Raw genomic sequence first — 26,327 nt, forward strand, 5'->3', positions numbered from 1 at the left:
ATGACCTATGCAGTTCTCAAGGTTCACTCCTTGGGAATGATTTTATCCTGGTGTTCATGGCGATGTGGAACCACTCCGATCCATCTCGAACTCGGTTGTGAAACGCATCAGCGGCGACGATATTTTGGGGGTAGCCCTCTGAGAAAATAGCTCAATGCCAGGTAAAACATTTCCGCATGTAGATCATCAATCTCGAGAAAGAGTTGTTGATTTACCAAGAAAAAGCCACCCGTAGGGGTGGCTTTTTTGATGTGCAAGTCAGTGTGATTTTTAAAGAAGATAATCAAATAGACACCAGAGCTCTTTGATTGCTTTGTGATCGCATGGGTCTTGTTCTGGATTGCCTTCCCTAAGACTGAATAAAGCACTCATCCCTGCTTTTTTTGCGGCATCACATTCTGCGCAGCTATCACTAACAAACATCACCTTTTCTACGGGAATGTTCATAGCTATGGAGATATCGCTATAGCTTTTGCTTTCTTTTTTGTTGCCAGTACGAGTATCAAACCAGTGGCTAAAGAGTGCTGTTTGATCTCCATTAGTCGTGTGTCTGTAGAGGAGCTTTTGAGCTGATATGCTGCCTGATGAATATACTGAAAGGACATAACCTTTTTGTTTTAGTTTGCTTAGTACCTCGATAGTTTCTGGGTAGAGTGAAGAGGAGATGTCACCTTCCTCATAGCCCTCTCGCCAGATCTTGCCTTGCAGATCTTTTAAAGCACTAGACTTGCGATCAATTGTTATTAGATGCTGAAGGTAACCGCAGATGTTCTCGATTTCGCTGCTGTTCTCCCTTAGTGCTTTGCTTAGAAGATCTTTGCTGCTCTGATCATGATCAGCTTTCCATTCATGCCATGCTTCATCTATAAGAGATTGAATCTCATTGTTTTCTCTGTGTTCATTTAGGAATCCTTCTAGATGGCTATTAGCGTAAGGAAAGAGAGTAGAGCTAACAAAACTTGTAGGGCATGTGGTGCCTTCAATATCCAGCAAGATGTGAGTGATCATCATTTTTGGCTGGCTATAAGTTGTTCACGCCAGCAGAGCTCTAGTAGGAACTCCAAGATTTCTACATGACGTCTTGCTTCGTTGAGGCTCTCCCCCCAAGCGTATAAACCGTGCCCTGCGACCAGTAGTCCATAGGCTGCATCATGGACTAATTCGCCTGCTGCTTGGCTTAATTTGGCTAGATTTTGGTTGTTTAATAGGATTGGCAGAGTGATTGATGTGGAATGGCTATTAATCCCTTGCAGCCCTTTCAGCATTTCCCAGCCCTCAATTGTTAGTTTCCCCGTGTTTTTATAGTGGTTGGATAGCCATGTTGCTGTAATCGAGTGTGTGTGCAGTACGGCCTTGGCGTTGGTCTGCTCGATGATTTTTAAATGCATATCTGTTTCAGCACTAGCTCTACCTTCTCCTTGAATCACGTTACCCGAGCTGTTGACTTCAATGAGTTCATCTGCCTCGATATTTCTTTTTTCAATTCCGCTAGGTGCCATCAATAATCTCAATGGCGTTTTTTGTAGTACTAGGCTGAAATTACCGCCAGTTCCATCACACCAACCGCGTTTGTGGAAGTCGCGAATGGTGTCGCTTAGAGCTTGCCGCTGTTGCTGTGAATCGAACATTTTTGCCAGGATTCATCTTTGGCAATTGGGGCACCAGTGGGTGCCACGACCGCAGAGGCTTTCACGGCGGATGGGCGTGCTGCATATCCGGCAGGCTTGGCCTCCTCTGCGATACACCCAGGCTTGACCACCGTAGTTGCCGTTAACGCCTTCAAGATCTCTGAAGTCGCTGAAGGTTGTTCCTCCAGCACCAATGCTCACTCTGAGGACCTCCGTGAGGCAGGCGCATAAGCGTTCAAGTTCGACCTTTTTTAATTGACCTGCTGGAGTGTGGGGACGGATTCTGGCGGCAAAAAGGCTTTCATCGGTATAGATGTTTCCTGCCCCTGCCACGATGGATTGATCCAAAAGTGCTGACTTGATTGGTCGTTTCGAACCCTTCAAGCGTTTGCTTAGGTAAGAGGAATTGAAGGCGCTGCTGAATGGCTCTGGCCCAAGTTTTTGCAGACCTGTGATGATTGTTTCCGGGGCGTTGCCAGGTGGAACCCACCACATTTGTCCGAAGCTGCGGGTGTCAACGAAGCGCAGTTCCTCATCTTTTTTGTTCCAGATGCGTACGCGTGTATGCGGGCAGGGTGAACTGATGGCCTCATGCCATTGAAATTGCCCTGTCATGCGCAGGTGAACGCCCCACCATCCACCATCAGGATCTGGTTCTGAATCAGCTGATGGCTGGCCAACATCATGATGTAAAGACGCCATTAAGTACTTGCCACGTCTTAACCATGAGCCCACGTGCATTCCGCAGAGCATCTTGATAAATAGGGCAGAACCGCCAGGGCTTGCGATTGCTCGTTCTCGGCAAACCTCAACTTGGCCGATCTGAAAATCAACAAGACGGTCTGCCAATCCGCGGCGGACCGTCTCAACTTCAGGTAATTCTGGCAAGCGCCTTAGGCGCGATCGAGCTCTGATTCAGCAAAGCTGTTGGTGAGGTTGCCGTTATCGGTACCTTGCATGCCGAAGTAGTTCGTTTTCTCGAAGCGAACCAGTACCCCATATTTGCCGGTGGTGTCGACAGAGGCCACTGTGCCCACTTCATTGTGCCAGTAACTCTCTTGGCGCCTGATGCGAACTTTGTCGCCTTTTGAGATCGCCATCGCTGCGCAGGTATTGGATTCACACATAAGACTATCGCCGTGAGTGTGTGAGTTGACCCATGCGTCACAGAATGTCGCCCCTTTGGGTGTAGGCCATGGCAGCATCCAGCCTTAAGTCAGGTGTGTTTTGGTGAGTTCGTCCGTTGCTCTTGATCCTCCTGCTATTGAGTTGGATCTGCCCGATCCGGAGCAGGACGACATCAGCACCATGGAGTTTCTTGCTCGACTCGAGCAAGCCTGGGCCTTGTGCGATCGCTTTGATTTGCAAACTGAGATTTGGCGGGGGCGAATCCTTAGGGCAGTGCGGGATCGTGAGAAGCGCGGTGGTGAGGGGCGTGGTGCTGGCTTTTTGCAGTGGTTGCGTGAACGGGAGATCAGTAAGACCCGTGCTTATGCCCTGATTCAGCTGGCTGATTCGGCTGAGAACTTGCTGGCAGAAGGAATGCTGGAGGAGAGCAGCGTGAATCAATTCTCTAAAAGGGCCTTCATGGAAACGACGCAGGCTGTTCCAGAAGTGCAGATGATGATTTCCGAGGCAGCCAATGAAGGTCAAGAGATCACTCGCAAGCAGGTTCGCCGATTGACAGATGAGTTCACGTCTGCCACAAGCCCCCTGTTGCCGGAGGAGATCCGCCAGCGCACGCAGGAGAATCTTTTGCCTCCCAAGGTTGTGGCTCCTCTGGTAAGGGAGCTGGCAAAACTGCCGGAGCTTCAGCAGGAAGATCTCAGGCGAGCTTTGCGGGAGGAGCCAGAACTGGATTGCATTAAGGATGTCACCAGCACAGCACGTTGGATCAGTAAGACCACAGAGGCCAGCGAGGCGGTGAGGGCTTTCCAGCAAGGTGAACTCAACCTGGAGAAGGCCATGCATGAGGCTCAGCGTCTCGATGCTTTGGGTTTGCTGGCTGATGCTGTCTCTCAGGCTCAGTCTTTAGAAGCCTCCGTTCTGAAGCTGCATACGGCCTGGAGACGATTGGGTGGCTTGCAGGAACGCCTTTGGGTGGAAAGTGGCAGCAGTACCCCTTATCTCCGTGATGTTTTGGGTGCTTTGCAGAGCCTTAGCGGGGCAACCTTGAGGGTGTCGCTTGGGGAGTTGGCGGGAGGGAAACGGGTTCGCTTGCAGCTGGTGGAGGAGGCTCCTGACCAGCTCGAGCCGCCGCCGCTGTCTTGAGTTCGAGATCGTGCCATCAGGCTTGGCGCTCGTTATCTTGAGGGCGCTATTGGTGGTGTGAAGTGGATCCACTGATCGAGGCCCTGCAGCATCACTATGGCTGGGATGGTTTCAGGCCTGGTCAACGTCCTGTGGTGGAAGCGATTCTTGCGGGTCAGGATGTTCTGGCGGTGCTTCCCACCGGTGGTGGTAAATCCCTTTGTTATCAGCTGCCAGCGCTGTTGCGTCATGGTCTGGTGGTGGTGATCTCTCCCTTGGTGGCTTTGATGGAGGATCAGGTCATGCAGCTGCAACGGCGGGGGATTGCCGCCGCTTGTTTGCATGCTGGCCTGGATCCGGAGCGCCGTCGCGATGCACTGGTTCGCCTGCGAGATGAGCGCTTGCGTTTGCTTTATCTGGCTCCCGAGCGCTTGCAAGGTGAGACCACGCGGCAATTGATCGAGGACACAGCTGCGCAGGGAAAGTTGGTGGCACTAGCTGTTGATGAGGCCCATTGCATCAGTGCTTGGGGCCATGATTTCCGGCCTGATTACCGCCGCCTGGGGCAGGTGCGCCGCCTCTGCCCAGGTGTGCCTGTGGTTGCTCTCAGTGCTACTGCGGCTCCAAGGGTGCGTGCCGACATCATCCGCCTCTTGGCTCTTCGCCGGCCGCAGGTGCAGGTTTGCTCGGCCCAGCGCAATAATCTCCACTACGCCATGCGCAGGCGATCGAGAGATCCCTTGCCTGATGTGCTTGCGGCTTTGAAAGGATCACGCGGTGCCACGCTGATCTATGCCAGAACGCGTCGCTCTGTGGAGCAATGGGCAGAGCGGTTGCAGGCTGAGGATGTTGCGGCTACTGCTTATCACGCCGGGCTTGACCCGGAGGTGCGCCAGCAGGCGCTGGCTGATTTCCTAGATCAAGAGAAGCCTGTGCTGGTGGCCACGGTGGCCTTTGGTATGGGTGTAGATCGCAGCGATGTGGGATTGGTTCTGCATTTGAATCTGCCTGCAACGCCGGAGGGCTATTTGCAGGAGTCTGGCCGGGCCGGGCGTGATGGACTGCCGGCCGATTGCTTGGTGTTGTTTTCTCCTGGTGATCGCACCAGCCTTGGTTGGGCGATGCATGCTTCCGCTCGCCGTTGTGCTGATGAGAACGCTACGCAGGAGATTCAGATGCGGTTGGAGCTGGCGCAGCAACAGTTGCGGCGTATCGAGGCGGTAGCAGAAGGGGAGTTTTGCCTGGAACAAGGGCTTTTGCTTGCCGTTGGTGAATTGGTGCCGCCTTGTGGTCGCTGCGATCGCTGTCAGCAGACTGCCCGCCGCCGTGATTGGTCTGAGCAAGCCTTTGCTGTGCTTGAGGTGCTCGAAGATCGCAAGGGCATGAATCTTCGCAGTCTCAGTGAAAGCCTTTCGTCCACTACAGGCCGCAAGCAAGTGCGTTGGGGTTGGTTAGCTCGCAGGTTGGTGCAGGAAGAGCTGATTACGGAGAGTAATGATGGTGTCCAGCGGCTCTATTTACGTGAGAGCGGTCGGCGCTTTTTACGCCAACCCTGGCCGCTGCACTATGCGGCCTGAGTGCAGCCCTCGATGCATTTAGCCGCCTTTGGCTTTGCAGAGATCCTTGACGAGATCATGCTCAAAGCGCTGCTGTGGAGCGCCCCAAGTTTTCCAAGATCCATTCGTGCCGGTGGTATTGATCTTGCGCGCTGGGCAGTTCACAGCCAGATAAAGGGCTTTGCCATCTTTGTTGAGGGTTGGGGCCACGTAGCTTCCTCCCATGAACTTCCAATTGGCCCAGTCCACTTGAAGTGAACCGTAAGTGCGCCATTGCGTTTGCGAAGGCTTGGCAGCAACTTGCTGGGTGGATTTGGGCTTGGGTTGCGGTTTTGCAGCAGGCTTGGTGGTGGATTTAACGGTGGTTTTTGCAGTCGGTTTGATGGCAACTGTCGTGGTGGACTTGGGCTTGGGTTGTGGTTTTGCAGCAGGCTTGGTGGTGGATTTAACGGTTGGTTTAAAAGCTGGTTTAACGGTGGTTTTTGCAGTCGGTTTGATGGCAACTGTCGTGGTGGATTTTGGCTTGGTTGTTGTTGATGGTTTGACCCGTAGAGACAGTTTGCTGCCGACTAATAACTTGTTGGGGTTGTTGATCCCATTGATCTTGATCAGGGTTGCTAAAGGGATTTGATAAGCCCCAGCGATTTGGTTCAATGTTTGCCCTCGAGCCACGGTATGGGAGGTGGCATTTGGATTTGCCTGAATGGCTACAGGTTTGGGCTTTGCTGCTGCTTTGGGTTTGGTAACAACAGCCCCTTGGGGCAGTTTCAGGGTTTGGCCACGTTCGACATGGTTGGCATTGGCAAGGCCATTGAGGGCGACGAGATCCTGTTGGCGAACTCGGTAGCGGGCCGCAATGGTGCTGAGGGTTTCGCCACTGCGTACTGTGTGACGAGTGGCGCTAGCTCTGACTGTGCCTGATGAGCTGCCTGGCAGTTTGAGGGTCTGGCCGATGAATAAGGTATCGGCATTGGCAAGGCCATTGAGGGCGACGAGATCCTGTTGGCGAACTCGGTAGCGGGTAGCAATGATGCTGAGGGTTTCGCCACTGCGAACCTTGTGACGACTGGCGCCAGCTCTGATTGCCCCGGAAGCACCTCCCGGTAATTTCAACGTTTGGCCGATATATAAATTGTCGGCATTGCTCAGACCATTGAGGGTGATGAGATCCTGCTGGCGCACTCGGTAGCGAACAGCAATGGTGCTGAGGGTCTCGCCACTTCGTACCGTGTGACGGCTTGCTCCAGCCGTGACTGTGCCTGATGCGCTACCTGGCAGTTTGAGGGTCTGGCCGATGAAGAGGTTGTCTGCATTGGCTAGGCCGTTCAGCCGCATCAAGGCCCGAAGGGATACCTGATATCGCGTTGCGATTTCCGAAAGGGTGTCACCGGGTCTCACTGTGACGCTGGCACCCCAGGATGGCAGCGGTAGAAGTGTTGTCAGGGCTAGAGCGCTAACAATGATCCGGCGCATCAATCTCTCTCTACAGTTTGGTGAAAGATAAGCTGCTTCCACAGATACGCTAGCCCTTTTCAAGCATCCCGAAATGATGCCCTTGCAAAAAGCGGCTTGATTATCCCAGCACCTTTTTGAGCAACGCCAGATTGGCCTTGTAGGGGGGGTAGCGCAATTTGAGATCTAGCCAGAAGGGGCGACGTAAGACAGACTTTTGATGGGAAAAGGTTTCGAAACCAGCCAGGCCGTGATAACGCCCCATGCCACTGGCCCCGACTCCACCAAAGGGCAGCTCAGGAATGCCTACATGCATCACCACATCGTTGAAACACACTCCGCCTGAACTGGTTGTGTTGAGGAGCTGTTGTTGGTCGGCATGTGTTCCGCCAAAGAGATAGAGGGCCAGGGGCTTTGGTTGTTGTCGGACCTCAGCGAGAGCCTCATTAAGGCTTTGCACGCTGATGACAGGCAGCAGTGGGCCGAAGAGCTCTTCCTCCATCAGCGGATCGTCGCGCTTGTCCACGTCAATCAGAGTGGGAGCGATGCGTCTTTGATCGGGGTCAATTTGTCCGCCTGAGAGCACCTTGCCGCGCTGCTTTGCTTGATCAAGCAAGTGTTGTAGTCGCTGGAAATGACGATCGTTGATGATCTTGGCGAGGTGGGGTGATCGCAGCGGATCGCCTCCATAGAGCTCAGTAATGGCTCCTTTCATCGCCTGCAGTAGAGGCTGTTTGAGTTGTTCTTGGATAAGTAGATGGTCTGGGGCGATGCAGGTTTGACCAGCATTGAGACCCTTCCCCCATACCAATCGCCTAGCCGTGACCGAGAGATCGGCGCCATCAATCACGATGGCTGGGCTTTTCCCTCCTAGCTCCAGGGTCACCGGAGTGAGATGTTCGGCGGCAGCAGCCATGACCTTCTGGCCGATGGCGCCGCTGCCGGTAAAGAAGATGTGATCAAAGGGTTGCTTGATCAGTGCCGCTGCAATGGCTCCATCCCCTTCGATCACCTGTACGACCTCGCTGGAGAAATGTTGAGGGATCACATGGGCGATCATTCGAGAGGTGGCAGGGGCATGCTCGGAAGGTTTGAGCACTGCTGTATTGCCTGCTGCCAGAGCACTAATTAGTGGTTGGAGGGTTAGAGAGAAGGGGTAATTCCAGGGGCCGATGATCAGAACACAACCCAGGGGGTCGAGGATCACCTCGGCTTGACCTGGCTGATGGGCTAAAGGCACTTGTACGTGCCTGGGTTGCATCCAGCGGCTGAGCTGCCGTTGAGCCAGTTTGAGTTCCCCACGCAGAGCGATCAGCTCAAACAATGCCTCGGTTGGTGGTTTGCCTAGATCCGTTGCCAGGGCATCAAGCACCTCGTCTTGGTGCTTTTCGATGAGGACCTCAATTTGCTTGAGTTGCTTTCTGCGCCAGGCTTCTGGTCTTGTGAGGCCCGAAATGACTGGCTTGCGCAGTTCACTCAGCAGAAAGTTCTCAGGAAGCAAGGTCTGACACCATTGTTACTCGTGTCTAGGTGTCTAGCAGTGGTGTCGGCGCTTTTGGCGGATGGGCACAAGCGTTGGCGATCAGTTGACCTGCGGGGTTGAAGACGGCGGCCCTGGAGCTACTGGTGCCCTGAGCGAGGGCCAGGCTTAGGAGCTGATCATCCATGGCTGTTCTCTTGTTCAAGTGCTAGCGGTGGGATCTTGGTATGCAATGGGGCATGCAGCAGATCGATGGGCTGACCAACACTCCCCGCTGGGTTGCCCAGGCGGTGGTGTATCAGATCTTCCCTGATCGTTTTCGTTGTAGTGGCCGTGTCTTAGCTCATCAGCATTTGGCTTTGCGCTGCTGGGGTAGTGACCCTTCTGAGCAGGGTTTTCAGGGGGGAGATCTCTACGGGGTGATCGAGGCCCTTGATCATCTCCAGGCGCTTGGTATCAGCTGCCTTTACTTGACACCCGTCTTTAGCTCTGCCGCTAATCATCGCTATCACGCTTATGACTACTTGCAGGTGGATCCGCTTCTCGGTGGCAATGCAGCGCTAGAGGCTTTGATTGAGGCGGTGCATCGCCGCGGGATGCGCATCATTTTGGATGGCGTGTTTAATCAATGTGGTCGCGGGTTCTGGGCTTTTCATCATCTTTTGGAAAATGGTGAGGCTTCGCCCTATCGCGATTGGTTTGAGGTGCGGAAATGGCCGCTTCATCCCTATCCACGGCGTGGGCAGGATTGTGGTTACAGCTGCTGGTGGAACGATCCAGCCTTGCCAAAGTTCAATCATGCCCATGCCCCTGTGCGTGAGTATTTGATTGCCGTAGCCCGCTATTGGCTCGAGCAGGGAATCGATGGTTGGCGACTTGACGTTGCTGATGAGGTGCCTGCTGAGTTTTGGCTGGAGTTTCGGCACATGGTTAAGGCAGTGAATCCAGACGCTTGGATCTTGGCTGAGATCTGGGGTGATGCGAGACCGTGGCTACAGGGGCAGCACTTTGATGGGGTGATGAATTATCGGATGGGTTGGAGCAGCCTTTGCTGGGTTGCTGGTAAGCGATTACGCCGTCGGTATCGCAATCCTGCCTATCCCCTTGACCCTCTGAGTGGGGAGGCTTTTGTTGAGCTATTGGCAACAACGCTGGGTTGGTATCGACCTGAGGTGAACCGCAGCCAGTTGAACCTGCTTGATAGCCACGATGTGCCGAGAGCTTTGCACACACTTCAGGGTGATCTTGCGGCGTTGAAGTTGGCCTTGCTGTTGCTGTTTTTGCAACCAGGGGCGCCTTGCATCTACTACGGCACAGAGGCGGGTTTGCAGGGTGGCCCTGAACCAGGTTGCCGCGAAGGGTTCCCTTGGCATACGCCTTGGCCTGCAGACCTGCGCGATTTCATTCAGTCGTTGAGTGATCTGCGTCAACGTTGCCCAGCGTTGGCTGATGGCGGTTTGCAATGGCAACCGATTGGAGCTGATGCACTTCATGCTTGGTGGATGCAGCCCGAGCCAGCCACAACGCAAACGGAGGCGTCGATTCAGGGGTGGGTCAATCGCAGTCGCAGGTCATGGTTGCCGACGAAAGGCTCATCGACAGACCCTCTTTGGCTGGAAGGAGCATTTGAATGCAATGGCCGGGGATTAGGCCCTCAATCAGCAGTGTTGTTTCACTGATCAAGATCACCTCTACGTTTAGCCCTCTTCAAATTGGTAGTTTTTGGAGAGGCGGAAGACAGTGCCTGAGAGCAGCACCAGTGCGATCAAGTTAGGAATCGCCATCAGACCATTAAGTGTGTCAGCTACGTCCCACACCACACCGCGATTGCCGGCAACAGCGCCGATCACAACCACAGCGACCCACACCAGGCGGAAGGGAAGAATGGCTTGCACCCCAAAGAGATATTCAGTGCAGCGTTCGCTGTAAAAGCCCCAGCCAAGAACTGTTGTTAGGGCAAACACCACGAGGCCAGCAGTGACGACCCAACCTGAGCCTGCAAGGCCACTGTTGAAGGCAGCGATTGATAGATCAGAGCCTGACTCGCCACTCTGATAGGCGCCGGTGGTGATGATCACCAGAGCCGTCATTGTGCAGATGACCAAAGTATCGATGAAGGTTCCAAGCATGGCGATAGTGCCCTGACGGACTGGGTCATTGGTGTTGGCGGCAGCGTGAGCGATAGGCGCACTACCGAGACCAGCCTCATTGGAGAAGATGCCGCGCTTGAAGCCCATCAGGATCACTTGGGTCAACGTGCCGCTGGCAGCGGCTTCTCCTGTGAAGGCATTGGAGAAGATCGTTGAGAACGCTGCTGGCACTTCGCTGATGTTGCTGAGAATGATGACCAGGCAAGCAATCACATAAAACAACGACATCAAAGGAACGATGGCGGATGCAGCCTGGGCGATGCGTTTGATGCCGCCAATGATGACTCCAAAGACAAGCACTCCAAGCACGACACCCGTTAAAAGCCGAGGGATGCCGATCGTGGCTAAGGCACTGGAGACCTCAAACGATTGCACGCCATTGCCAATGCCAAAGCCCGCCAGCATTCCAAACAGGGCAAAGAATCCGCCCAGCCAGGCCCAGTTTGGACCTAGGCCATTGCGGATGTAGTACATCGGACCACCGACATGATTGCCGAGGGGGTCCACTTCGCGGAAGTGAACTGCAAGTAAGGCTTCGGCGTACTTGGTGGCAATACCAAAAATGGCAATTAGCCACATCCAGAAGACAGCCCCAGGGCCGCCCATGGCGATCGCAACAGCGACACCGGCGATGTTGCCCGTGCCGATCGTTGCCGCCATCGAGGTCATCAGTGCCTGGAATGGACTGATTTCGCCCTCGCTAGAGGAGGTTGGATTGCGAAGCAGCATGCGCACGCCATAGGGGATGCGCAGTAAGGGCATAAAGCCCAGCCCAACCATCAGCAAGATGCCGGTGCCTGCAATCAGGATGACTGTGGGCCAACCCCAGGCAAAGCCGTTGATCGGATTATTGATGGCCTCGACGGCGTCTTCCAGTCCGCTTGGGAACTGGCCGAGTTGTAAGGATAAATTCGTCAAGAGCGACGCTGGCAACACATCCATTTTTGCAAAGGCTGCCAAAGATGGTCTCAGAGGCTCCTGCTGAGGGCAATGTTCGTATCAGCTTGTCTTTGAGGTTGTTACATCAGCAGTAGAAACCCTTGTTTAAAGGTTGGTCCTTTTAGTCTTGTTTTGGAGGGTGGCGGTGAGCACAGTATTTAGTTGTGGTCCATCCCAGGTTCTTTTGTGTCGCTTCAGCTTTAAGAGCGACTTAGATCCTTTCTCATGCCTATTGAATGACAGAGCAGTGTTTGACGGTTGATACACACTGTTCCCACTATCGGTTGCGGCGATGTCGAAGGAGCTTGTGCCGGTAATGGAGTCATCGCTGTCGCTGCTGTCTAAATCTTGCTCAAGACTGCTTGCCGCAGAGTTGTTTTCAATAGAGCGACTTGTCAGCAGAGCGAGCCAGCAAGGCTTGACTCTGGAGAGGTTGTTGCGATAGACGCTGCTGAAGGTGTTGTTGTCGTTGCAGAACTGTCTATTGGCATTGCAGTAGACGTTGTTGCTGCTTCCTGCCTTTCTAGATCGGCGTAGTGGTGTGATTGAATTTTCAAAGAAATGATCAACGCCTACTTCCTTGGTTGTGATATTTAAATGAATGTCGACGTTTATTGGGAGACGGCGATCGAGAAGGGTCTGATCGCTAGAGGCGTGAATGCGTGATGGCTGCGCATAAATGTTGCTTGTAGCTGATGGATTCAATGTTTAGCAGATGTGACGTCTTGCGCTAACTTTGCTCTTGAAAGTCAGTTAAGACTTTACTAGGTGCGTCCTCTGGCAGCTGTTGTGATCGGGGGCTTCTCTCCTCTTGCTTGCTTCTTCTATGCCCGTCAGCTCAGATGAGCTTGAGTAATGGAACGGTGGAATAACGGAACAATGAAATAATCAAATAATGTGATAACGTATGCTATTGATCGCGTTCCATAGGGTTGTCAGCGCCTTAAAAAGGCCTCCTCGCTTTCTTAAGCTGGCATTGACTTCCCAGGAGCCAATGACATGGAGACACTGAAAAGCGTTGTGCTACCTGTGGTTACGGCAGCTGCTCTGCTAATAGCTGCTTTGTCTCTTGCTTTTATTGCGTTCAGCTTGGCGCCTGTTGCGCACTGGGCAAATAATCAAAACATCTGTGTTGAACAAGAAATCACGAAGTCGAAGGCTCCTATTTCCTGGGGTGTGAGGAAGTGCAATGGCCGCTCAAAGGTTTATCAAGTGCAGCCAACTTGATTTTGCGGGGGCCTGTTGAAAGGCCCCTGAGCCACAACGGGTCTCCATCGTGCCCGTTCCCATTGGTGCAAGAAGAGATCTAGTGGCTTTCCCTAGCCATAGCCAAAGGCTTTTGGGATGTCATTGGGGTGAACTAGACAGTGCTTTTACTTGGCTTGACTGATTATCAAGAGCCTTTTGAGCGAACTAGCAAGGCTGGGCTCGCCTATTGATTGCTGCCCTTGAGGTTGCATCGCAAGAGGTATTGGGTAGAAAGCAGATCAGCATGCAGTCCAGCCACCATGTCTTTGATCGAGCGTTGGGATGCGATGAGCGACGAAACAAAGACAATCGTCAAGAAATTCGGTGCGTTCTCTCTGCTTCTCTTTGTTGCTCTCTCGGTTCTTAGAGCCCTTGTGCCTTTGGCGATTATTGCCGCCGGTGGCTATTGGGCTTACAAGGAGTTAGCGAAGAGGGCTTGACGCACTCCCTATCCCTGCAGTAATACATATTTACTACTGAGGGGCGTTATGGGTGGCAGTTCAGCATGTGAGCCAGAAGGTTGGTTGATTGATCCCAACAAGCACTGGTCCCTTCGCTTTCATCGCGATCAAAAGTCTTGGAGCAGCGATCTGTTTGTGTTTATGGATAAAGGGCGAGCAATGCCTGACGGCTCTCCTGCCTTGCTCAAAAGTAGGAGGCACTTGCCGAAGCGTGATGCCGTTGAGATCTGGAACAAGTTGAGGGCAGATGGATGGCACCGTGTGGAGCCGCAATGGGGGCTTGGCTTAGACCCTTGAGACACCAAGAACAAACCTGAACACCTCGTCGTCAAAACCAGCAAAAAAACAAGCCATCCTTTTGCTTGGTTGAAAGATTTTGACAACAGGAGATGGGTTTTATGTCTCTCAATCGCCTGCCTCGGCACACCAAAAGAAAGTTTGCTGTCTCTTGAGGGCCCTTGGATTTTCGTAGGTCCCGGGTTCAATGCCCTCGCCGGGATTTGAACCCGGGACCTCTCCCTTACCAAGGGAGTGCTCTACCACTGAGCTACAAGGGCATGTGGAAGGTGGGCCGGGTTGGATTTGAACCAACGTAGGCAGAGCCAGCGGATTTACAGTCCGCCCCCATTAACCACTCGGGCACCGACCCGAACCACACCTGCAGACATTACCAGCAGATCGCACCTTTGTGGCTGAATGTCTGGGAAGGTCTTGTGGGGATCGATACGATCCATTCACCCCCTTCATGCTTCAGGGCCATGCGACTGCTGCTGCTCAACGGCCCCAATCTCAACCTTCTCGGTCAACGAGAGCCTGGTTTTTATGGCGCAATGACGTTGAAAGCGATTGAGGCAGACCTGCTCGCTCAGGCGGAGGCAGAAGCGGTTCAGCTTGAGTGTTTCCAGAGCAACTTTGAAGGTGCTTTGGTGGATCGCATCCATCAAGCCATCGGCCAGGTGCAAGGAATCCTGATCAATGCTGGGGCCTATACCCACACCTCGATTGCTTTACGGGATGCTCTGCTCGGAGCAGCGATTCCATACGTGGAGTTGCATCTCAGCAATACCCATGCCCGTGAGGGCTTCCGGCATCATTCCTATCTTGCAGATCGGGCTGTGGGTGTGGTGAGCGGTTTTGGTGCATTGAGCTATCGCCTTGCTTTGGAAGGGCTGCTGGCTCATTTGCGTCAGCAGCAGCAGGTTCTATGAGTGCTCTTGCTGCTGCTAAGACGTCAAACGCCACGATCAAATGGCTGGCGGCTCCCACCAGTGATGCTTGGTTGGAGCTGGCGATTGCTTATCCGCTCGAGCTGCTGATTGATCACGCTCATTGCGAGCGCAAGGCGGCGGGTGCCGTCGTGCAATTGATGTTTCGCTACTTGTGTGAGCCTGGGCTCGCAGAAGTTCTCAGCCCCTTGGCAAGAGAGGAGCTGGAGCATTTTGAGCGTGTGCTCACGTTGCTGAAGGCCAGAGGGCGGTATCTGGAGCCTCTGGCTGCACCCCCTTATGGCGCAGTGTTGGCCAAACAGATCCGTAGGGATGAACCGCAGCGCATGCTCGATAGTTTTCTGGTGGCAGGCCTGATCGAAGCCCGTAGCCATGAACGCATGTCGTTGCTTGCCACCCACCTAGCTGATCTGGAGTTGCGTCAGCTCTATGCAGATCTCCTGGCCAGTGAGGCGCGTCATTTCGGCCTCTATTGGAGGCTCTGTGAGCAGCGTTTTCAGCGTGAGCTGATCATTGCTCGTTTGCAGGAGTTGGCAGAGGTGGAGGCAGGGATCCTCGCCAACTTGCATCCTCAGCCGCGCATGCATAGCTGAAGAGGAAAAAAGATACCAAGGAAGCAACCTGAACTATCACCAGCAATACGTTCTATGTTTTCAAGCCCAGGTAATAGAGATGTAAGGGCGCAAGATAAATCTAGCTACAGTTATTAATATATTATGAACATAGCTTTAGAGGATTGTCGATCAAGCTGCATCGGTATGAACTAAGCAGTCTTTTTACGTGTCGTTGATCGCTTCGCTTTCTGTGGGTTCTGGTAATTCCTTAGAAGGATGGACGGGTATACTCCCGAAAGTTAAATATCATCAACGAGCGAAGAACAACTCAAGGCATTCATCGCCAAAGTTCAAGCCGACACCTCGTTGCAGGAACAACTCAAGGCAGAAGGTACTGATGTTGTTGCTATTGCCAAAGCTGCTGGGTTTGTGATCACCACAGAAGACCTAAATGCACATCGCCAAAACCTGTCTGATAAAGATCTGGAAGGCGTGGCTGGAGGTGGCTCGACTGGTTGTCCTGAGTGTCAGTCATGTAATGCCTCTAACCCGTGCGATACAGCTAATTTCACATGCCAGATGAAAAATTTCTAGAAAAGCATGATTTGCTAATGATCGCTATGGCTTCCTTAAGGCTTAAATCCCATGACCTTAGAGCAACTAAAAGCCCTGCAATCACAGGCTTTTTTCTATAACACCTCACTACTCGCTTAAAGCGACATACGATGCCTGCACGATTGTCTTGCAGATACTAAATTAATGTCAGAGAGACTCTTGTGCTATTCAATAATGCTTTGCCTCATCAAATCCCTAAGTTTTATTGATGACAATAGGCACATGTAAGGTTGACTCTTTGATAATAAAAAGTCTCTTATGAATACTTGCCAGAAGAACAGCTCAAGGCATTCCTTGCCAAGGTTCACTTAGATCACTCACTGCATGCATAGCTGAAGCCAACTTCAGCCTCATGGCAGCTTGGCGAATCTCTCGGCGATCGCATCCCCTGTGAAGTTTGCAATCCAGCCTTCTGGGTTATCGAAGAAGCGCACAGCACAAAACTGTGGCTTGCTGCCCATATCGAACCAATGGCGAGTTCCGGCAGGCACGTTGATGCAGTCGTTTTGTTCGCAGAGCACTTGCAGCATTTCCGCGCCGATGTGTAAGCAGAACAAGCCACACCCTTCTACAAAGAAGCGAACTTCGTCTTCGGCATGGGTGTGTTCGGCTAAGAATTTTTGGCGCAGCGCTTCACGATCGGGGTGGTCTGGCGTGATTCGGATTGCATCCACCGTGGGGTAACGGCCATCAGCCTGCACTCGGGCGATCTCGGCGGCGTAGGCCGCAAGGATGTCGGATTCGCTTGAGTTCTGATTGAGCGTGACTTTGGCTGGCCAACGCTCGAATGCAATGCCCCGTTTGGCCAGCTCGGCTTTGATCACTGCAGGATCATCGCTCGCCAATAAGGGGTCCGCCGGGCTTGTGGCGTTGGTGCTGCCTTCGGGGTGGATGCTGAGGCGACTCATTCCCAGAGGTTGAAGGGGTCTTTGCAGCCATCTTGATCGTGGCGTCTTAGAACGACGGCTGAATGTTTCGTTCGGCTTTGTCGAGCCCTGCTGTTTCAACTACAGCTCTCACCTTGGTCGGGGTGGGCCCTGGTGATCCTGCCCTGTTGACCCTGGCTGCCATTGAGGCGATTGAAGCGGCCACTGTTGTGGCCTATCCCGTGGCACGGCAAGGGGGCAAAGGGATGGCGGCGAGCATTGCCTCGCGATGGATTCGTGCTGAGCAACGCCAACTGCCATTGCTTTTTCCGATGGTGGCTGCCGCTGAACCGCGCCAGCAGGCTTGGCGAGAGGCCAGTGATCAACTGGCAACTGCCGTTGCTGCAGGAGAGCGAGTGGTGGTGCTTTGTCAGGGTGATGTGTCTCTATTTGCCACAAGCTCTTACATCTTGCTGGCTCTCAAGAAGCATCATCCTGATTGCCAGGTTCGGCTGATCCCAGGGGTCACGGCCGTTGCAGCCGCCGCTGCTGCAGGTAAGTGGCCCTTGGCGATGCAGCAGGAACAACTTTTGCTTTTGCCGACCCCCGATCAATCCAGCGAGCTTGAGGTTCTACTAGAGGATGCTGCTGGTGCTGGGCGTGTGCTGGCGTTGCTCAAGTTGGCGCACCGCTGGGCCTGGGTGAGGCCCATGCTCGAAGAGCGGAATTTATTGCAATCAGCACTCTTTGCCCAGCATTTGGGCTGGCCCGATCAGCAGGTGTTGCAGGCCAGCGAGGTGCCCGCAACAGCTAAGCCCTATTTTTCGTTGTTGTTGGTGCGCCAAGGCTGGCCGGAGGTGATGCCCTGATGTCGAGTGCTCTCTCTTTGACCGCCATGCAGTGGTTTGGCTTGTTGCACCCCGTGCTGATTATTTTGTTTGTCTATCCCGTGGTGGGTGCCACGATTCGGCTTGGCACTTTGGCTCGCGAGCGGCGCTTGCAGATCAATCCGCTGCCTGCCTCGGTGCCTGTTGAACATGCCGATCATGGCCGCTGGGTTGCCGGAGGTGTTTTGGTGGCAGTGTTAATCGCCTTTTTTCATAGCTATTTGGCCGCTTGGTTCGAGGCGGCGCCTGGGGGCTTGGCTGGCGTTGGTCGACTCGTGGCCTTGGCCTTTGCAGAGTTGGGCACTGTGGTGATCTACCTCCGTCTCCTCAAGGTGAGGCGCCCTGCTGCGCGTGCGCTGTTGGGCCTCGCTTGCTGGTTGGCATTGCTGCTGCTGGGAGCACAACCGGAGATCAATCGCCTCACAGACAACCCTTTCGATGCAGACTTTTGGCGCTCCCACTACTGGAGCGGTGTGTTATTGAGCGGGTTGTTAATTGCCTCGGTGGCAGCCAAACCTGAGATTGCTCGTCATCTCTCGATGCGACGACTGCATGTTTACGCCAACGTGTTGGTTGCTGTATTGCTTGCAGTTCAGGCGATTACAGGCACACGTAATCTCTTAGCAGCTTGAGCAGGCCATTGATCGCAACTGGATGATGAGCCGTTGAGTTGATGACGGCGATTGATTAGTGATATTGGCTGGGTGATTGGATGTGGCTTGGTAGCGGCTTGATCGCAACTTGAGGCTGGATTAGGCGTTGGTCGCTTCTGGCCATGCCGTTATGAGTTCTGCGCTGGCTTGCTCTAACAGTGATATGGCATCCGTTGGCGTTGGTGCACGCATCAGGGCATGGCGCAGTTTTGATGCGCCGGGGAAGCCGCTACAAGTCCATCCCATGTGTTTACGAGCAATTAAGAGGCCATGTTCCCCCTTTGCTTGGACCAGCGCTTCAAGTTGTTCACGAGCAATGGTGAGTCGCTCTGCTGCTCCAGGCGTTGCAGGCACTGGTAGGCCGGATAGTGCTGCATCGATTTGGCCCACAAGCCATGGCGCTCCCAGCGAGCCTCTGCCCACCATCACGCCATCGGCTCCAGTGATCGCCAGGCAGCGCTTGGCATCCATGTCACTCTTGACATCGCCATTGGCAATCACGGGGATTTGCAGTGCGCTTTTGACGTCAGCGATGGCGTGCCAATCAGCTGAGCCTTTGAAGCCTTGCTCTCGAGTTCGAGCATGCAATGTCAACATCTGGGAGCCGGCCTGCTCGAGTGATTTGCACCATTCAATTGGTTTTGCATCGCTGCCACACCAGCCCAGCCTTGTCTTCACGGTGACTGGGATTTTGACCGCTGCAGCAACAGTGCTCACGATTTTTGCCGCCAGTTGTGGGTCACGGATCAGACCAGATCCACCGCCCTTGCGTGCAATCTTGCGCACAGGACAGCCCATGTTGATGTCGATCAGGAAGGCACCAGCAGCCTCTGCTCGTTGTGCAGCATCGGCCATTGCTTCTGGGCGGTGATCGAACAATTGCACGCCAATGGGCCCGGCTTCATTGGCGAGTTCGTCGATTTTCTGTAGGCCGTGGCCCAGCTCCAGGCTGGTGGCATTGACCATTTCCGTGAATAACAATGCATCTGGCGCCCAGCGCCGAACCAGGATTCGGAAGATCTGATCACTCACGCCTGCAAGGGGCGATTGCAGCACTCTGCAGCGCAGTGCCCTTGTTGTTCCCCTGCCGGGCAGGCTGAGTTCAGGCACAATGTTGATGATCAGAGTGATCGGATCAATATCCTAGAGAGAATGGCCTCTCTTCATTCAAGGGAGCGTTCTCTAAAAATAAGAATTTTTGGTTTTGTATGATTGATGGTGGGCTAAATGAGGTGTGAGAATGAGTTAGTTGGAGAAGCTTTCGCTTGTTATCGTGGGACAAAAATTGGATTACAAGTATAACTTTGGCTTTTTGGGAAGTCATTTTTGCTTGTCAAAGACCATCATGTCTCCGCATCCTTGATGGCGGGGCTATGCTATAATGATTACAAGAATATGTAGCCTTTGTGACATGTCTGAGCTGGTGATTAAGTCATTAAAGGATCTCGATGGTCTCCGTTCGGCTCCTGATCTTGATGCGACACAATCGAAGTATTTGCTTGATCAGCTTTGTGCCTCTATGGGCGACGCTGATTGGTTCACAGTGGGAATCATGGCCCCTTCCTCTAGCTTGGCAATTTTTGTTTTACGAGAGATGGAATCTCGTTTTAATTGGTCTGCCATGAATGTCGTTGATAAGCCTGCTGGCGAAGGGCCTGTCTTTCTTAAGGCGAATCAAAAGACCGGTGATATCCATGTACGCATCGAGCATGGCTTAGGTGAAGGTGTCTTGCTCAGTTGCCAACATAATAATGAAGAAAAAGAAGCAGACACCCTAGGCCCTTTCCCGTTAGACTTTTTTAGAATTAAGGATTGAACTTGTTCTGAGATTGAATTAAATTCCCCCGGTTTCATGATCAACAGAAGGGATGCACGATTAGCAAATTAGAGGAATTAGCCATTATAATTTGTCTAAACGTTTTTTGTAATGCCTCTTCCCTTTTTCTTCGATGTGCCCGTTTCGTATTTTTACTATCTATTGGCGGGTACGCTGCTGGGCTTTGTCTTGTTAATTGCTTTTATCTTCTTTAAAATCAATCAAACTCGTTCCTGAACTCTGTATTTGTGATTATTGCCCTTTTCTCTTTGCTGCTGCTAAAACTTGATTTGGTATTCATCCGTTCATTTCTTTTCTATAGCCACTGCTGAAATATCCACGCTCATCATGTGAAAGCTCTGCGCCTGAGTATTCAAAGATGCCTTTTTCTAAATCTTCCATCGTGACTGTATAGCCAGCAGCCTTGGCAAGCATCAATACATCCGTTCCTTCGGCTTTTAGCTTCTGCTCTAAAGATGGGCACGCACGCAGCATGGTCATGAATGCCTTGAGATGTGCTTCAGACATACCGTCTGTTGGTAGTTAAGCTGCATCATCGTATCGACGAATTTAAATTGATCAAGTGCCAATCGTGGAGTATTTGGCTTTGCTGATGTTGACTGTGGCGAGCGATTGATTGGGTTAATGAGCTCTTATTGCTTGCCTAGCTCTTCCCGATTTTGCCCATGGCTTGCCTCTCAATCTCGATTACTCTTGACAGTCAACCTAAAATAAAATTTATGCTTGATTCTCTGAACGCTTCTACCCTGCTTGTTGTTGGTGGGATGGCAACCTTGATGTTGCTTTATGGCAGTTTCATCCTGTTTAAGATACGCCAGCGCACTCCTTAGCAAGCATCTCTAGCTTTGATTTGAGGCAATAAGGATCTTGGCTGTTTGGTTTTGATGTTGAAAAGGCGATGATCACATCATCGCCTTTTCAATCGCTGAATACGATCGCATCTGTGTAGCCGATGGAGTTGAGCTTTCCTTGACGCAAGTTGGTGATGATCTATTGCTCACAGCAGATGGCATTCACACCACCTTGCTGGATGTGGATAAGGGTGAGTTTCTCGCTGATGATGTGATTGACTACATCTGATTGAAGAAACCTTGGTCTGGTTCCACATACAATGATTGTGAGCGGTGAAATTGGCTTTGCTTCTTATTTAGGTCTTGAATTGCTCTGAAATTCCTTTGCGGTATCCCTCTCTGACTTGGCCTCTTAGCCGGGCTCTATTAATCCAGATTCTCGAAGATCGTCTGAGCGATCGGTTTGTTTCCGAATTGATCTGGGAGCGGCTTGGCTATCAACCCGGCGCTGATTCAACGTCTGCTTGGTCTGCCGGGCCCCAAACGCCGCAGCCCTGGCGTGAGGCCTTCCCCACTGCCCCGCCTGTGATTGCGCAGCGGCCGGCAGCTGTACAGCTCACCCGCTCGATCGCAAAAGAACACAAACAGCTTTTAAAGCAGCAGCTTGATTTCGCTGGCTATCGCATTGATGAGCTCTACCCTCGTCGCACCCGTCGTGCGACGGCTGTTAATTGGTTGCTGGCCTGGTTGGCGCAACGGGGAGACGCTCTTCCCGCCGAAGGCCCCTTGCCGCAACGTCTTGACCCTCCCCTTGCCCCCGTCAAAGGGCATCCTGGCGATCCGATTGTTGAGTGAACCCTGATTGCAGAGCTGCATCATCCCGTCTCGGTTTGATGCCTCTGTAGGGTCGAGAATTATTGCAAGGATTCAGCCAAGTGGCGCGTCCGATTGTCGCCATCATCGGTCGCCCCAACGTCGGCAAGTCCACGCTGGTGAATCGACTTTGTCGCAGTCGCGAGGCGATTGTTGATGACAAGCCTGGCGTCACCCGCGATCGCACCTATCAGGATGGTTTTTGGGGAGATCGTGAGTTCAAGGTGGTCGACACCGGTGGCTTGGTTTTTGATGACGACAGTGAGTTTTTGCCTGAGATTCGCGAACAGGCCAACTTGGCTCTGGCGGAAGCCTCTGTAGCACTGGTGATTGTTGATGGTCAGCAGGGTGTTACGGCTGCAGATGAGTCGATCGCTGAATGGTTACGCACGCAACCATGCCCCACGCTGGTGGCAGTAAATAAGTGCGAATCGCCAGACCAGGGTTTGGCGATGGCGGCCGAGTTTTGGCGTCTTGGCCTGGGAGAGCCTTTCCCGATTTCTGCAATCCATGGTGCTGGCACAGGTGATCTGCTCGATCGTGTGCTCTCTCTTCTGCCGCCAAAGCATGAGGAGGCAGAAGAGGATGAACCGATTCAGATGGCCATCATTGGCAGGCCCAATGTGGGTAAATCAAGCCTGCTCAATGCCATTTGTGGTGAGCCACGCGCGATTGTTAGCCCGATTCGTGGCACCACCCGCGACACCATCGATACACGTCTTGAACGTGAAGGCCATCATTGGAGACTGATCGATACAGCTGGCATACGCCGTCGGCGCAGTGTGAATTACGGCCCTGAGTTTTTTGGCATCAACCGGAGTTTTAAGGCGATTGAACGCAGCGATGTGTGTGTGTTGGTGATTGATGCCCTTGATGGGGTCACAGAGCAGGATCAGCGCTTGGCCGGCAGGATTGAAGATGATGGCCGCGCATGCGTGCTGGTGGTGAACAAATGGGATGCGGTTGAGAAAGATAGTCACACCATGCCGATGGTTGAAAAAGAGCTGCGCGCCAAGCTTTACTTTCTCGATTGGGCCACGATGTTGTTCACTTCTGCACTCACTGGGCAGCGGGTGGAAAGTATCTTTGCTTTGGCCGCCTTGGCAGTTGAGCAGCACCGTCGTCGGGTGAGCACCTCGGTGGTGAATGAGGTGTTGAAGGAAGCCTTGAGTTGGCGTAGTCCACCCACGTCCCGTGGGGGTCGCCAGGGACGCCTTTATTACGGCACTCAAGTGGCGAGCAGGCCGCCTAGTTTCACGTTGTTTGTCAATGACCCGAAGTTGTTTGGCGATACGTACCGCCGCTATGTGGAACGGCAGTTACGAGAAGGGCTTGGTTTTGATGGCACTCCCTTGAAGCTGTTTTGGCGCGGTAAACAGCAACGGGCTGCCGAACGCGAGCTGGCTCGTCAGCAGAACCGTTTGGGATAGGTCATGGACTGGTTGCGTCAGCTTCCGATCGGGCAGTACGTGGCTGGCAACTCCGGTTGGTTGCGTCTTCTCGATCCCCGTTTGAAGCTGGCCTGGGTGTTGATGTTCCTGCTCACGCCAGTACTGGCTGGCTCGTTGTGGCGTATTGGTTTGGTTGTTGCGCTTCTCTTGATCACCTTGGCCAGTGGTCTGCCGGTGCGGATCTGGTGGCGATCGTTGCTGCTGTTGCTGTTTCTGGGCGCTCTTGTGGGCTTGTTCGCCATGATGTTGCCGACGGGGGAAAACGCAGCCACCCTTGCTGTGCGCTCGCCGCAGGAACTGCCGGGGGCGAGTGTGACCAGTCTGTCTTGGGAGTTGCTGCGGCTTGGTCCCCTGCGCCTTGGTCCTTTGGCATTGGGGCCCTTTGTGGTTAGTCGTCGTTCTGCTGAGTTGGGATTAAACACCTCCACTCTCATCTTCACTGTGGTGCATAGCGTCAACTTGATGTTGCTCACCACCCAGCCGGAAGATTTGGTTTGGGCTCTGAGCTGGTGCCTGGCACCGCTGGCCTTGATTGGTGTACCTGTCGATCGGCTTAGCTTTCAGTTACTGCTTGCCTTGCGCTTTCTACCCCTGGTGCAAGAGGAGTTGCAGAACCTCTTACGGTCTCTCGCTAGCCGAGCCGTGAACTTGCGGCAGTTGGGTTTCAAGGCCTCCTTTGCTTTGATTCTCTCAGTGGGCGAACGCCTCTTGGCCAACATCCTCTTGCGAGCTGAGCAAGGAGCAGAAGCTTTGCTTGCTCGTGGAGGTCTTTGGTTGCCGCCCGATCAGTTCCGCCCTCAGGTGTTATTGACTGGAGCGGCCCTTTGGCTCAACATCGCTTCGGCAATGTTGCTGCTATTTGTGCTTGGCTTGCGTGGGAAGTACGGTGCTTTGTAGATGATGAACTGTTGCAGGTGAGCGCCGAGCGCTATCTCAATCACCCCACGTTCGGAATGCTCTATCTCGTGGCCCCCGCCGGCGATGGTCGAGACGTTTACGCCACGCTCTATGCCCAGAGGATGTTTTTTCTCGTCACCTTGCAACCTCGAGGGGCACAGTTTGAGGTGATTCCCTATCAAGACGCGCGCCATTACGCCGAACTTCATCTGACCCATTGTCGGCGTGATCGCTCCCCTGAGTTTGAGAGTTGGCAGCAGTTGTTTGCTCAGACCTTTATCTGAGGTTGATGTGACGTTGTCTGCTCGTTGGCACGATCTGGTTGATCGGCTTGCTTATGGAGTTCATCTTTTGGCTGTGAGTAAGGGGCATTCCGCAACCTTGATCCGTCAACTTGCCGAGCTTGGTCAGCAGGATTTTGGAGAGAGTCGCTTGCAGGAGGCTTTGCCCAAGTTGGAGGCCTTGGCTGATCTCAAAGGTCTGCGTTGGCATTTCATTGGACGTCTACAGGCGAACAAGGTGCGGGGAGTAGTGAGATCCTTTGCCGTGATCCATTCCGTGGATTCTCTGGCTTTGGCAGAACGCATTTCAAGAATTGCTGCTGAAGAGCAGTGCTGCCCGCAGGTGATGTTGCAGGTCAAATTTCGGAATGATCCCTCTAAGGGTGGTTTCTCTCAAGAGCAGCTCAAGCAGGCCTGGCCCGATCTGATCCAGTTGTCTCATTTGCAGTTGATTGGTCTGATGACAATGGCTCCTATAGAGCTTTCACTCGAGCAACGCCAGGAGCTTTTTCGGCAGTGCCGTGAACTTGCAGATCAGCTTGGTTTGCCTGATTGCTCGATGGGAATGAGCGGTGATTGGCTTGAAGCTATGCATGCAGGGGCTACCTGGTTACGGCTGGGGTCAATTGTCTTTGGCGCGCGTTCAATGGCTAAGTCTTCTTCCGTAGATGACATTAATGCTGTCTAAACCCTTGCCCCGGCCTGCTTAGAGCGCTATTTAGGTATCAGGTTAAGCAGTCTTCCTCTAAGGGGAACTTGCCTTCAGTCGGTTTTAAGCCGATTTACGTTCACATCATCGCGAGAGGATCCCACCGGTGTCGCTTATTTCCCGTCTTCGTGCTGTCGTCGCTGGTGATGACTATCTCGACAGCGATTACGACGACCTCGATTACGACACCGATGACCATATGGATGCTGATCACAGAAGTGATCATGCCAGTGGTGGTGCTTTGGCGACGCCATCAGACTCCAGCCCTTTTGATCTCGGCGGGGGTTTCTCCGGTTCCAATGTGATTGGTATGCCAGGGGTTGGTTCGACTTCTGCTGAGGTGAACCTGATGGAACCAAGGAGTTTTGATGAAATGCCTCGTGCCATTCAGGCCCTGCGAGAACGCAAGACTGTGATCCTCAATCTCACGATGATGGAACCTGATCAGGCGCAGCGTGCGGTGGATTTTGTTGCTGGTGGCACCTTTGCCATTGATGGTCACCAAGAGCGGGTAGGAGAGAGCATTTTTCTCTTTGCTCCTAGTTGTGTCACGGTTTCCAATACCAGTTATGACGAGGCTTCTGCACCATCGATGGTGAGCCAGGAGCACGATTCAGTACGGTCATCGTCTCAACAAACTGGTGTGGCGCCTGTTCCGGCCTGGGAGGTCACCAGCGCTGGTGGCCTCTAATCACTCCATGCCCTGCTCTTTGGGGGTAATCGGCCTGGGTCGAATGGCTCAGGCTCTTGTTTTGCCTCTGTTGAAGCAGGGAGAGCTTGCTCCGCAGCAGCTTGTTGCGGTTGTGGGCAGTGGCGCAAGTGTTGAACGTCTCGCAGATCAGCTGCCAATCGGTCTGCGTTTGAAAGCTGCAGATGATCCCACTGCGGCAGAGGCATGGATGGCGCCCATTCAATTACTAGCGGTGAAACCGCAGCAGCTTGATCAGATAGTGGCTTCAGCAGCTCGTCTTAAGCAAACTGCAGATAGGCCGCAGCTGTTGATTTCTGTGCTTGCTGGCGTGAGCTTGGCTCGTTTGCAGCAGGCTTTCCCCGCTCATGCCTGTGTGCGTGCCGTTCCAAATACCCCTGCCTTGGTAGGCGCTGGGCTCACTGGATTGTCTTGGGGAGAGGGAGTCACGCCAGAGCAACGCCTAGCTGTTGAGCGATTGTTTTTGCCGGTGAGCGAGGTGCTGGAATTGCCGGAGTCGCAGTTGGATGCTTTTTTGGCGTTGACGTCATCCGGCCCTGCCTATGTGGCACTGGTGGTTGAGGCGATGGCTGATGGTGCGGTAGCGGCAGGCCTGCCGAGGTCCTTGGCCCATCATCTTGCCCATCGCACCCTTGCTGGCACAGCAGCCTTGCTTAAGGAGCAGAAACTGCATCCTGCGGAGCTTAAGGACATGGTGACCTCTCCGGGTGGCACCACGATTGCCGCACTGCGCAAGCTTGAGCGGGCCGGGGTTCGTTCTGCTTTGATTGAGGCGGTTGTTGCAGCTGCTCAACGTAGCCGTGAACTGGCTTGA

Annotated in this window: 32 protein-coding genes, 2 tRNA genes and 1 rRNA gene; 20 read left to right on the forward strand and 15 right to left on the reverse strand. The window is 53.3% G+C overall.

Annotated elements, in window-relative coordinates; genetic code table 11:
* The first annotated feature begins 46 nt into the window (after nucleotides 1–46).
* Nucleotides 47–163 (forward strand): 5S ribosomal RNA (rrf, locus tag SIB80_RS04610).
* Nucleotides 164–270: 107 nt separating this feature from the next.
* Here rrf and mtnC read toward each other — a convergent pair.
* The 4 genes from mtnC to SIB80_RS04630 are packed head-to-tail and all read right to left on the reverse strand — an operon-like array spanning nucleotide 271 to nucleotide 2,728.
* Nucleotides 271–1,008, reverse strand: coding sequence for an acireductone synthase (gene mtnC, locus SIB80_RS04615; RefSeq protein ID WP_063419717.1), 738 nt, complete (start codon nucleotides 1,006–1,008; stop codon nucleotides 271–273).
* Nucleotides 1,008–1,628: a methylthioribulose 1-phosphate dehydratase gene (gene mtnB, locus SIB80_RS04620; RefSeq protein ID WP_063419692.1), complete on the reverse strand. Its 621-nt coding sequence runs from the start codon at nucleotides 1,626–1,628 to the stop codon at nucleotides 1,008–1,010. The genes mtnC and mtnB overlap by 1 nt, the downstream gene beginning before the upstream one ends.
* 12 nt (nucleotides 1,629–1,640) lie before the next feature.
* Nucleotides 1,641–2,516 carry a DNA-formamidopyrimidine glycosylase gene (locus tag SIB80_RS04625; RefSeq protein WP_063419691.1) on the reverse strand — a complete coding sequence of 292 codons (876 nt, stop codon included), beginning with the start codon at nucleotides 2,514–2,516 and terminating at the stop codon, nucleotides 1,641–1,643.
* Nucleotides 2,517–2,521: 5 nt separating this feature from the next.
* Nucleotides 2,522–2,728 carry a photosystem I reaction center subunit IV gene (locus tag SIB80_RS04630; protein WP_063399026.1) on the reverse strand — a complete coding sequence of 69 codons (207 nt, stop codon included), beginning with the start codon at nucleotides 2,726–2,728 and terminating at the stop codon, nucleotides 2,522–2,524.
* 130 nt (nucleotides 2,729–2,858) lie between these two features.
* On the opposite strand from SIB80_RS04630, the gene SIB80_RS04635 reads away from it, so the two are divergent.
* Both SIB80_RS04635 and SIB80_RS04640 read left to right on the forward strand, forming a co-directional pair.
* Nucleotides 2,859–3,899, forward strand: a complete 1,041-nt coding sequence (locus SIB80_RS04635) for a hypothetical protein (RefSeq protein WP_063403532.1) — start codon at nucleotides 2,859–2,861, stop codon at nucleotides 3,897–3,899.
* 62 nt (nucleotides 3,900–3,961) lie between these two features.
* Entirely contained in the window at nucleotides 3,962–5,455 is a 1,494-nt protein-coding gene (locus SIB80_RS04640) for a RecQ family ATP-dependent DNA helicase (RefSeq protein ID WP_236066034.1), read from the forward strand.
* 18 nt (nucleotides 5,456–5,473) lie between these two features.
* Here SIB80_RS04640 and SIB80_RS04645 read toward each other — a convergent pair whose 3' ends face one another.
* The 3 genes from SIB80_RS04645 to SIB80_RS04655 all read right to left on the reverse strand — a co-directional run bounded on the left by SIB80_RS04645 (nucleotide 5,474) and on the right by SIB80_RS04655 (nucleotide 8,553).
* Nucleotides 5,474–6,907, reverse strand: coding sequence for a LysM peptidoglycan-binding domain-containing protein (locus SIB80_RS04645; protein WP_063419690.1), 1,434 nt, complete (start codon nucleotides 6,905–6,907; stop codon nucleotides 5,474–5,476).
* A gap of 100 nt (nucleotides 6,908–7,007) precedes the next feature.
* Nucleotides 7,008–8,387 (reverse strand): aldehyde dehydrogenase family protein, encoded by a 1,380-nt coding sequence (locus tag SIB80_RS04650; protein WP_063419689.1) that lies wholly within the window; start codon nucleotides 8,385–8,387, stop codon nucleotides 7,008–7,010.
* Nucleotides 8,388–8,412: 25 nt separating this feature from the next.
* Nucleotides 8,413–8,553, reverse strand: a complete 141-nt coding sequence (locus SIB80_RS04655) for a hypothetical protein (protein WP_169189840.1) — start codon at nucleotides 8,551–8,553, stop codon at nucleotides 8,413–8,415.
* A gap of 40 nt (nucleotides 8,554–8,593) precedes the next feature.
* Between SIB80_RS04655 and SIB80_RS04660 the strand changes: the two genes are divergently transcribed.
* Nucleotides 8,594–10,045, forward strand: a complete 1,452-nt coding sequence (locus tag SIB80_RS04660; protein ID WP_205909564.1) for a glycoside hydrolase family 13 protein — start codon at nucleotides 8,594–8,596, stop codon at nucleotides 10,043–10,045.
* An 18-nt stretch (nucleotides 10,046–10,063) separates the two neighbouring features.
* Here SIB80_RS04660 and SIB80_RS04665 read toward each other — a convergent pair whose 3' ends face one another.
* Together SIB80_RS04665 and SIB80_RS04670 are read right to left on the reverse strand one after the other, a co-directional pair.
* Nucleotides 10,064–11,458: an alanine/glycine:cation symporter family protein gene (locus SIB80_RS04665; RefSeq protein WP_236066032.1), complete on the reverse strand. Its 1,395-nt coding sequence runs from the start codon at nucleotides 11,456–11,458 to the stop codon at nucleotides 10,064–10,066.
* Nucleotides 11,459–11,560: 102 nt separating this feature from the next.
* Nucleotides 11,561–12,160 carry a hypothetical protein gene (locus tag SIB80_RS04670; protein ID WP_063419688.1) on the reverse strand — a complete coding sequence of 200 codons (600 nt, stop codon included), beginning with the start codon at nucleotides 12,158–12,160 and terminating at the stop codon, nucleotides 11,561–11,563.
* Nucleotides 12,161–12,454: 294 nt separating this feature from the next.
* Between SIB80_RS04670 and SIB80_RS04675 the strand changes: the two genes are divergently transcribed.
* From SIB80_RS04675 to SIB80_RS04685, 3 genes are all read left to right on the forward strand, one after another.
* Nucleotides 12,455–12,682, forward strand: coding sequence for a hypothetical protein (locus SIB80_RS04675; RefSeq protein WP_011826774.1), 228 nt, complete (start codon nucleotides 12,455–12,457; stop codon nucleotides 12,680–12,682).
* 281 nt (nucleotides 12,683–12,963) lie between these two features.
* Complete coding sequence (locus SIB80_RS04680) at nucleotides 12,964–13,143, forward strand: hypothetical protein (protein WP_041374894.1); 180 nt, start codon at nucleotides 12,964–12,966, stop codon at nucleotides 13,141–13,143.
* Between the two features lie 48 nt (nucleotides 13,144–13,191).
* Nucleotides 13,192–13,461, forward strand: coding sequence for a DUF1651 domain-containing protein (locus SIB80_RS04685; protein ID WP_011129573.1), 270 nt, complete (start codon nucleotides 13,192–13,194; stop codon nucleotides 13,459–13,461).
* A 188-nt stretch (nucleotides 13,462–13,649) separates the two neighbouring features.
* Here SIB80_RS04685 and SIB80_RS04690 read toward each other — a convergent pair.
* The 3 genes from SIB80_RS04690 to SIB80_RS04700 form a co-directional block, all read right to left on the reverse strand.
* A tRNA-Thr gene (locus SIB80_RS04690) sits at nucleotides 13,650–13,721 on the reverse strand.
* Between the two features lie 10 nt (nucleotides 13,722–13,731).
* Nucleotides 13,732–13,813 (reverse strand) — tRNA-Tyr (locus tag SIB80_RS04695).
* Entirely contained in the window at nucleotides 13,776–13,898 is a 123-nt protein-coding gene (locus tag SIB80_RS04700) for a hypothetical protein (RefSeq protein ID WP_255327626.1), read from the reverse strand. The genes SIB80_RS04695 and SIB80_RS04700 overlap by 38 nt, the downstream gene beginning before the upstream one ends.
* Nucleotides 13,899–13,922: 24 nt before the next feature.
* Between SIB80_RS04700 and aroQ the strand changes: the two genes are divergently transcribed.
* The 3 genes from aroQ (at nucleotide 13,923) to SIB80_RS04715 (ending at nucleotide 15,538) form a co-directional block, all read left to right on the forward strand.
* Entirely contained in the window at nucleotides 13,923–14,372 is a 450-nt protein-coding gene (gene aroQ / locus SIB80_RS04705; RefSeq protein WP_063419713.1) for a type II 3-dehydroquinate dehydratase, read from the forward strand.
* Nucleotides 14,369–14,983, forward strand: coding sequence for a tRNA-(ms[2]io[6]A)-hydroxylase (locus SIB80_RS04710; RefSeq protein ID WP_063419687.1), 615 nt, complete (start codon nucleotides 14,369–14,371; stop codon nucleotides 14,981–14,983). The genes aroQ and SIB80_RS04710 overlap by 4 nt, the downstream gene beginning before the upstream one ends.
* A gap of 264 nt (nucleotides 14,984–15,247) precedes the next feature.
* Complete coding sequence (locus SIB80_RS04715) at nucleotides 15,248–15,538, forward strand: Nif11-like leader peptide family natural product precursor (protein ID WP_236066036.1); 291 nt, start codon at nucleotides 15,248–15,250, stop codon at nucleotides 15,536–15,538.
* A 371-nt stretch (nucleotides 15,539–15,909) separates the two neighbouring features.
* On the opposite strand, the gene SIB80_RS04720 is transcribed toward SIB80_RS04715, so the two are convergent.
* The gene (locus tag SIB80_RS04720; RefSeq protein ID WP_063419686.1) at nucleotides 15,910–16,467 is read right to left on the reverse strand and encodes a 1,2-dihydroxy-3-keto-5-methylthiopentene dioxygenase; all 558 of its coding nucleotides are present in this window, start codon (nucleotides 16,465–16,467) and stop codon (nucleotides 15,910–15,912) included.
* Nucleotides 16,468–16,529: 62 nt separating this feature from the next.
* Here SIB80_RS04720 and cobI point away from each other — a divergent pair, with 62 nt between their 5' ends.
* Together cobI and SIB80_RS04730 are read left to right on the forward strand one after the other, a co-directional pair.
* Nucleotides 16,530–17,294: a precorrin-2 C(20)-methyltransferase gene (gene cobI / locus SIB80_RS04725; RefSeq protein WP_063419685.1), complete on the forward strand. Its 765-nt coding sequence runs from the start codon at nucleotides 16,530–16,532 to the stop codon at nucleotides 17,292–17,294.
* A complete protein-coding gene (locus SIB80_RS04730) occupies nucleotides 17,294–17,944 on the forward strand; it encodes a DUF4079 domain-containing protein (RefSeq protein ID WP_063419684.1) in 651 nt (216 codons plus the stop codon). The genes cobI and SIB80_RS04730 overlap by 1 nt, the downstream gene beginning before the upstream one ends.
* Nucleotides 17,945–18,064: 120 nt before the next feature.
* Here SIB80_RS04730 and dusB read toward each other — a convergent pair whose 3' ends face one another.
* Complete coding sequence (gene dusB / locus SIB80_RS04735; RefSeq protein WP_063419683.1) at nucleotides 18,065–19,075, reverse strand: tRNA dihydrouridine synthase DusB; 1,011 nt, start codon at nucleotides 19,073–19,075, stop codon at nucleotides 18,065–18,067.
* Nucleotides 19,076–19,376: 301 nt separating this feature from the next.
* Here dusB and SIB80_RS04740 point away from each other — a divergent pair, with 301 nt between their 5' ends.
* Nucleotides 19,377–19,781, forward strand: a complete 405-nt coding sequence (locus SIB80_RS04740) for a DUF1824 family protein (RefSeq protein WP_063419682.1) — start codon at nucleotides 19,377–19,379, stop codon at nucleotides 19,779–19,781.
* A gap of 297 nt (nucleotides 19,782–20,078) precedes the next feature.
* Here the strand turns inward: SIB80_RS04740 and SIB80_RS04745 are convergent, their stop codons facing one another.
* A complete protein-coding gene (locus SIB80_RS04745; protein WP_063419681.1) occupies nucleotides 20,079–20,309 on the reverse strand; it encodes a Nif11-like leader peptide family natural product precursor in 231 nt (76 codons plus the stop codon).
* Between the two features lie 647 nt (nucleotides 20,310–20,956).
* Here SIB80_RS04745 and SIB80_RS04750 point away from each other — a divergent pair.
* The 7 genes from SIB80_RS04750 to proC all read left to right on the forward strand — a co-directional run bounded on the left by SIB80_RS04750 (nucleotide 20,957) and on the right by proC (nucleotide 26,327).
* Nucleotides 20,957–21,448, forward strand: a complete 492-nt coding sequence (locus SIB80_RS04750; protein ID WP_063419680.1) for a DUF1823 family protein — start codon at nucleotides 20,957–20,959, stop codon at nucleotides 21,446–21,448.
* 80 nt (nucleotides 21,449–21,528) lie between these two features.
* A complete protein-coding gene (der, locus tag SIB80_RS04755) occupies nucleotides 21,529–22,896 on the forward strand; it encodes a ribosome biogenesis GTPase Der (protein ID WP_063419712.1) in 1,368 nt (455 codons plus the stop codon).
* Nucleotides 22,897–22,899: 3 nt separating this feature from the next.
* Nucleotides 22,900–23,814: an energy-coupling factor transporter transmembrane component T family protein gene (locus SIB80_RS04760; RefSeq protein ID WP_063419679.1), complete on the forward strand. Its 915-nt coding sequence runs from the start codon at nucleotides 22,900–22,902 to the stop codon at nucleotides 23,812–23,814.
* 17 nt (nucleotides 23,815–23,831) lie between these two features.
* On the forward strand, nucleotides 23,832–24,098 hold the full coding sequence (locus SIB80_RS04765) for a PipX family protein (protein WP_063419711.1): 267 nt from the start codon (nucleotides 23,832–23,834) through the stop codon (nucleotides 24,096–24,098).
* Nucleotides 24,099–24,105: 7 nt separating this feature from the next.
* Nucleotides 24,106–24,783 (forward strand): YggS family pyridoxal phosphate-dependent enzyme, encoded by a 678-nt coding sequence (locus tag SIB80_RS04770; protein WP_063419710.1) that lies wholly within the window; start codon nucleotides 24,106–24,108, stop codon nucleotides 24,781–24,783.
* A gap of 127 nt (nucleotides 24,784–24,910) precedes the next feature.
* Entirely contained in the window at nucleotides 24,911–25,495 is a 585-nt protein-coding gene (locus SIB80_RS04775; RefSeq protein ID WP_063419678.1) for a cell division protein SepF, read from the forward strand.
* A 7-nt stretch (nucleotides 25,496–25,502) separates the two neighbouring features.
* The gene (gene proC, locus SIB80_RS04780) at nucleotides 25,503–26,327 is read left to right on the forward strand and encodes a pyrroline-5-carboxylate reductase (RefSeq protein WP_205909560.1); all 825 of its coding nucleotides are present in this window, start codon (nucleotides 25,503–25,505) and stop codon (nucleotides 26,325–26,327) included.

The organism is Prochlorococcus sp. MIT 1327 (assembly GCF_047304785.1).
Lineage (GTDB): Bacteria > Cyanobacteriota > Cyanobacteriia > PCC-6307 > Cyanobiaceae > Prochlorococcus > Prochlorococcus marinus_D.

Excerpts from the sequence above, each read along its gene's own strand:
- cobI (WP_063419685.1), top strand. The coding sequence starts at position 16,530 with ATGTTTCGTTCGGCTTTGTCGAGCCCTGCTGTTTCAACTACAGCTCTC.
- SIB80_RS04645 (WP_063419690.1), bottom strand. The coding sequence starts at position 6,907 with ATGCGCCGGATCATTGTTAGCGCTCTAGCCCTGACAACACTTCTACCG.
- SIB80_RS04680 (WP_041374894.1), top strand. The coding sequence starts at position 12,964 with ATGTCTTTGATCGAGCGTTGGGATGCGATGAGCGACGAAACAAAGACA.
- SIB80_RS04745 (WP_063419681.1), bottom strand. The coding sequence starts at position 20,309 with ATGTCTGAAGCACATCTCAAGGCATTCATGACCATGCTGCGTGCGTGC.
- aroQ (WP_063419713.1), top strand. The coding sequence starts at position 13,923 with ATGCGACTGCTGCTGCTCAACGGCCCCAATCTCAACCTTCTCGGTCAA.
- mtnC (WP_063419717.1), bottom strand. The coding sequence starts at position 1,008 with ATGATCACTCACATCTTGCTGGATATTGAAGGCACCACATGCCCTACA.
- SIB80_RS04630 (WP_063399026.1), bottom strand. The coding sequence starts at position 2,728 with ATGGCGATCTCAAAAGGCGACAAAGTTCGCATCAGGCGCCAAGAGAGT.
- SIB80_RS04710 (WP_063419687.1), top strand. The coding sequence starts at position 14,369 with ATGAGTGCTCTTGCTGCTGCTAAGACGTCAAACGCCACGATCAAATGG.
- SIB80_RS04740 (WP_063419682.1), top strand. The coding sequence starts at position 19,377 with ATGTCTGAGCTGGTGATTAAGTCATTAAAGGATCTCGATGGTCTCCGT.
- SIB80_RS04700 (WP_255327626.1), bottom strand. The coding sequence starts at position 13,898 with ATGGATCGTATCGATCCCCACAAGACCTTCCCAGACATTCAGCCACAA.
- SIB80_RS04655 (WP_169189840.1), bottom strand. The coding sequence starts at position 8,553 with ATGGATGATCAGCTCCTAAGCCTGGCCCTCGCTCAGGGCACCAGTAGC.
- SIB80_RS04720 (WP_063419686.1), bottom strand. The coding sequence starts at position 16,467 with ATGAGTCGCCTCAGCATCCACCCCGAAGGCAGCACCAACGCCACAAGC.
- mtnB (WP_063419692.1), bottom strand. The coding sequence starts at position 1,628 with ATGTTCGATTCACAGCAACAGCGGCAAGCTCTAAGCGACACCATTCGC.
- SIB80_RS04760 (WP_063419679.1), top strand. The coding sequence starts at position 22,900 with ATGGACTGGTTGCGTCAGCTTCCGATCGGGCAGTACGTGGCTGGCAAC.
- SIB80_RS04660 (WP_205909564.1), top strand. The coding sequence starts at position 8,594 with ATGCAATGGGGCATGCAGCAGATCGATGGGCTGACCAACACTCCCCGC.
- SIB80_RS04675 (WP_011826774.1), top strand. The coding sequence starts at position 12,455 with ATGGAGACACTGAAAAGCGTTGTGCTACCTGTGGTTACGGCAGCTGCT.
- SIB80_RS04685 (WP_011129573.1), top strand. The coding sequence starts at position 13,192 with ATGGGTGGCAGTTCAGCATGTGAGCCAGAAGGTTGGTTGATTGATCCC.
- SIB80_RS04665 (WP_236066032.1), bottom strand. The coding sequence starts at position 11,458 with ATGGATGTGTTGCCAGCGTCGCTCTTGACGAATTTATCCTTACAACTC.
- SIB80_RS04730 (WP_063419684.1), top strand. The coding sequence starts at position 17,294 with ATGTCGAGTGCTCTCTCTTTGACCGCCATGCAGTGGTTTGGCTTGTTG.
- proC (WP_205909560.1), top strand. The coding sequence starts at position 25,503 with ATGCCCTGCTCTTTGGGGGTAATCGGCCTGGGTCGAATGGCTCAGGCT.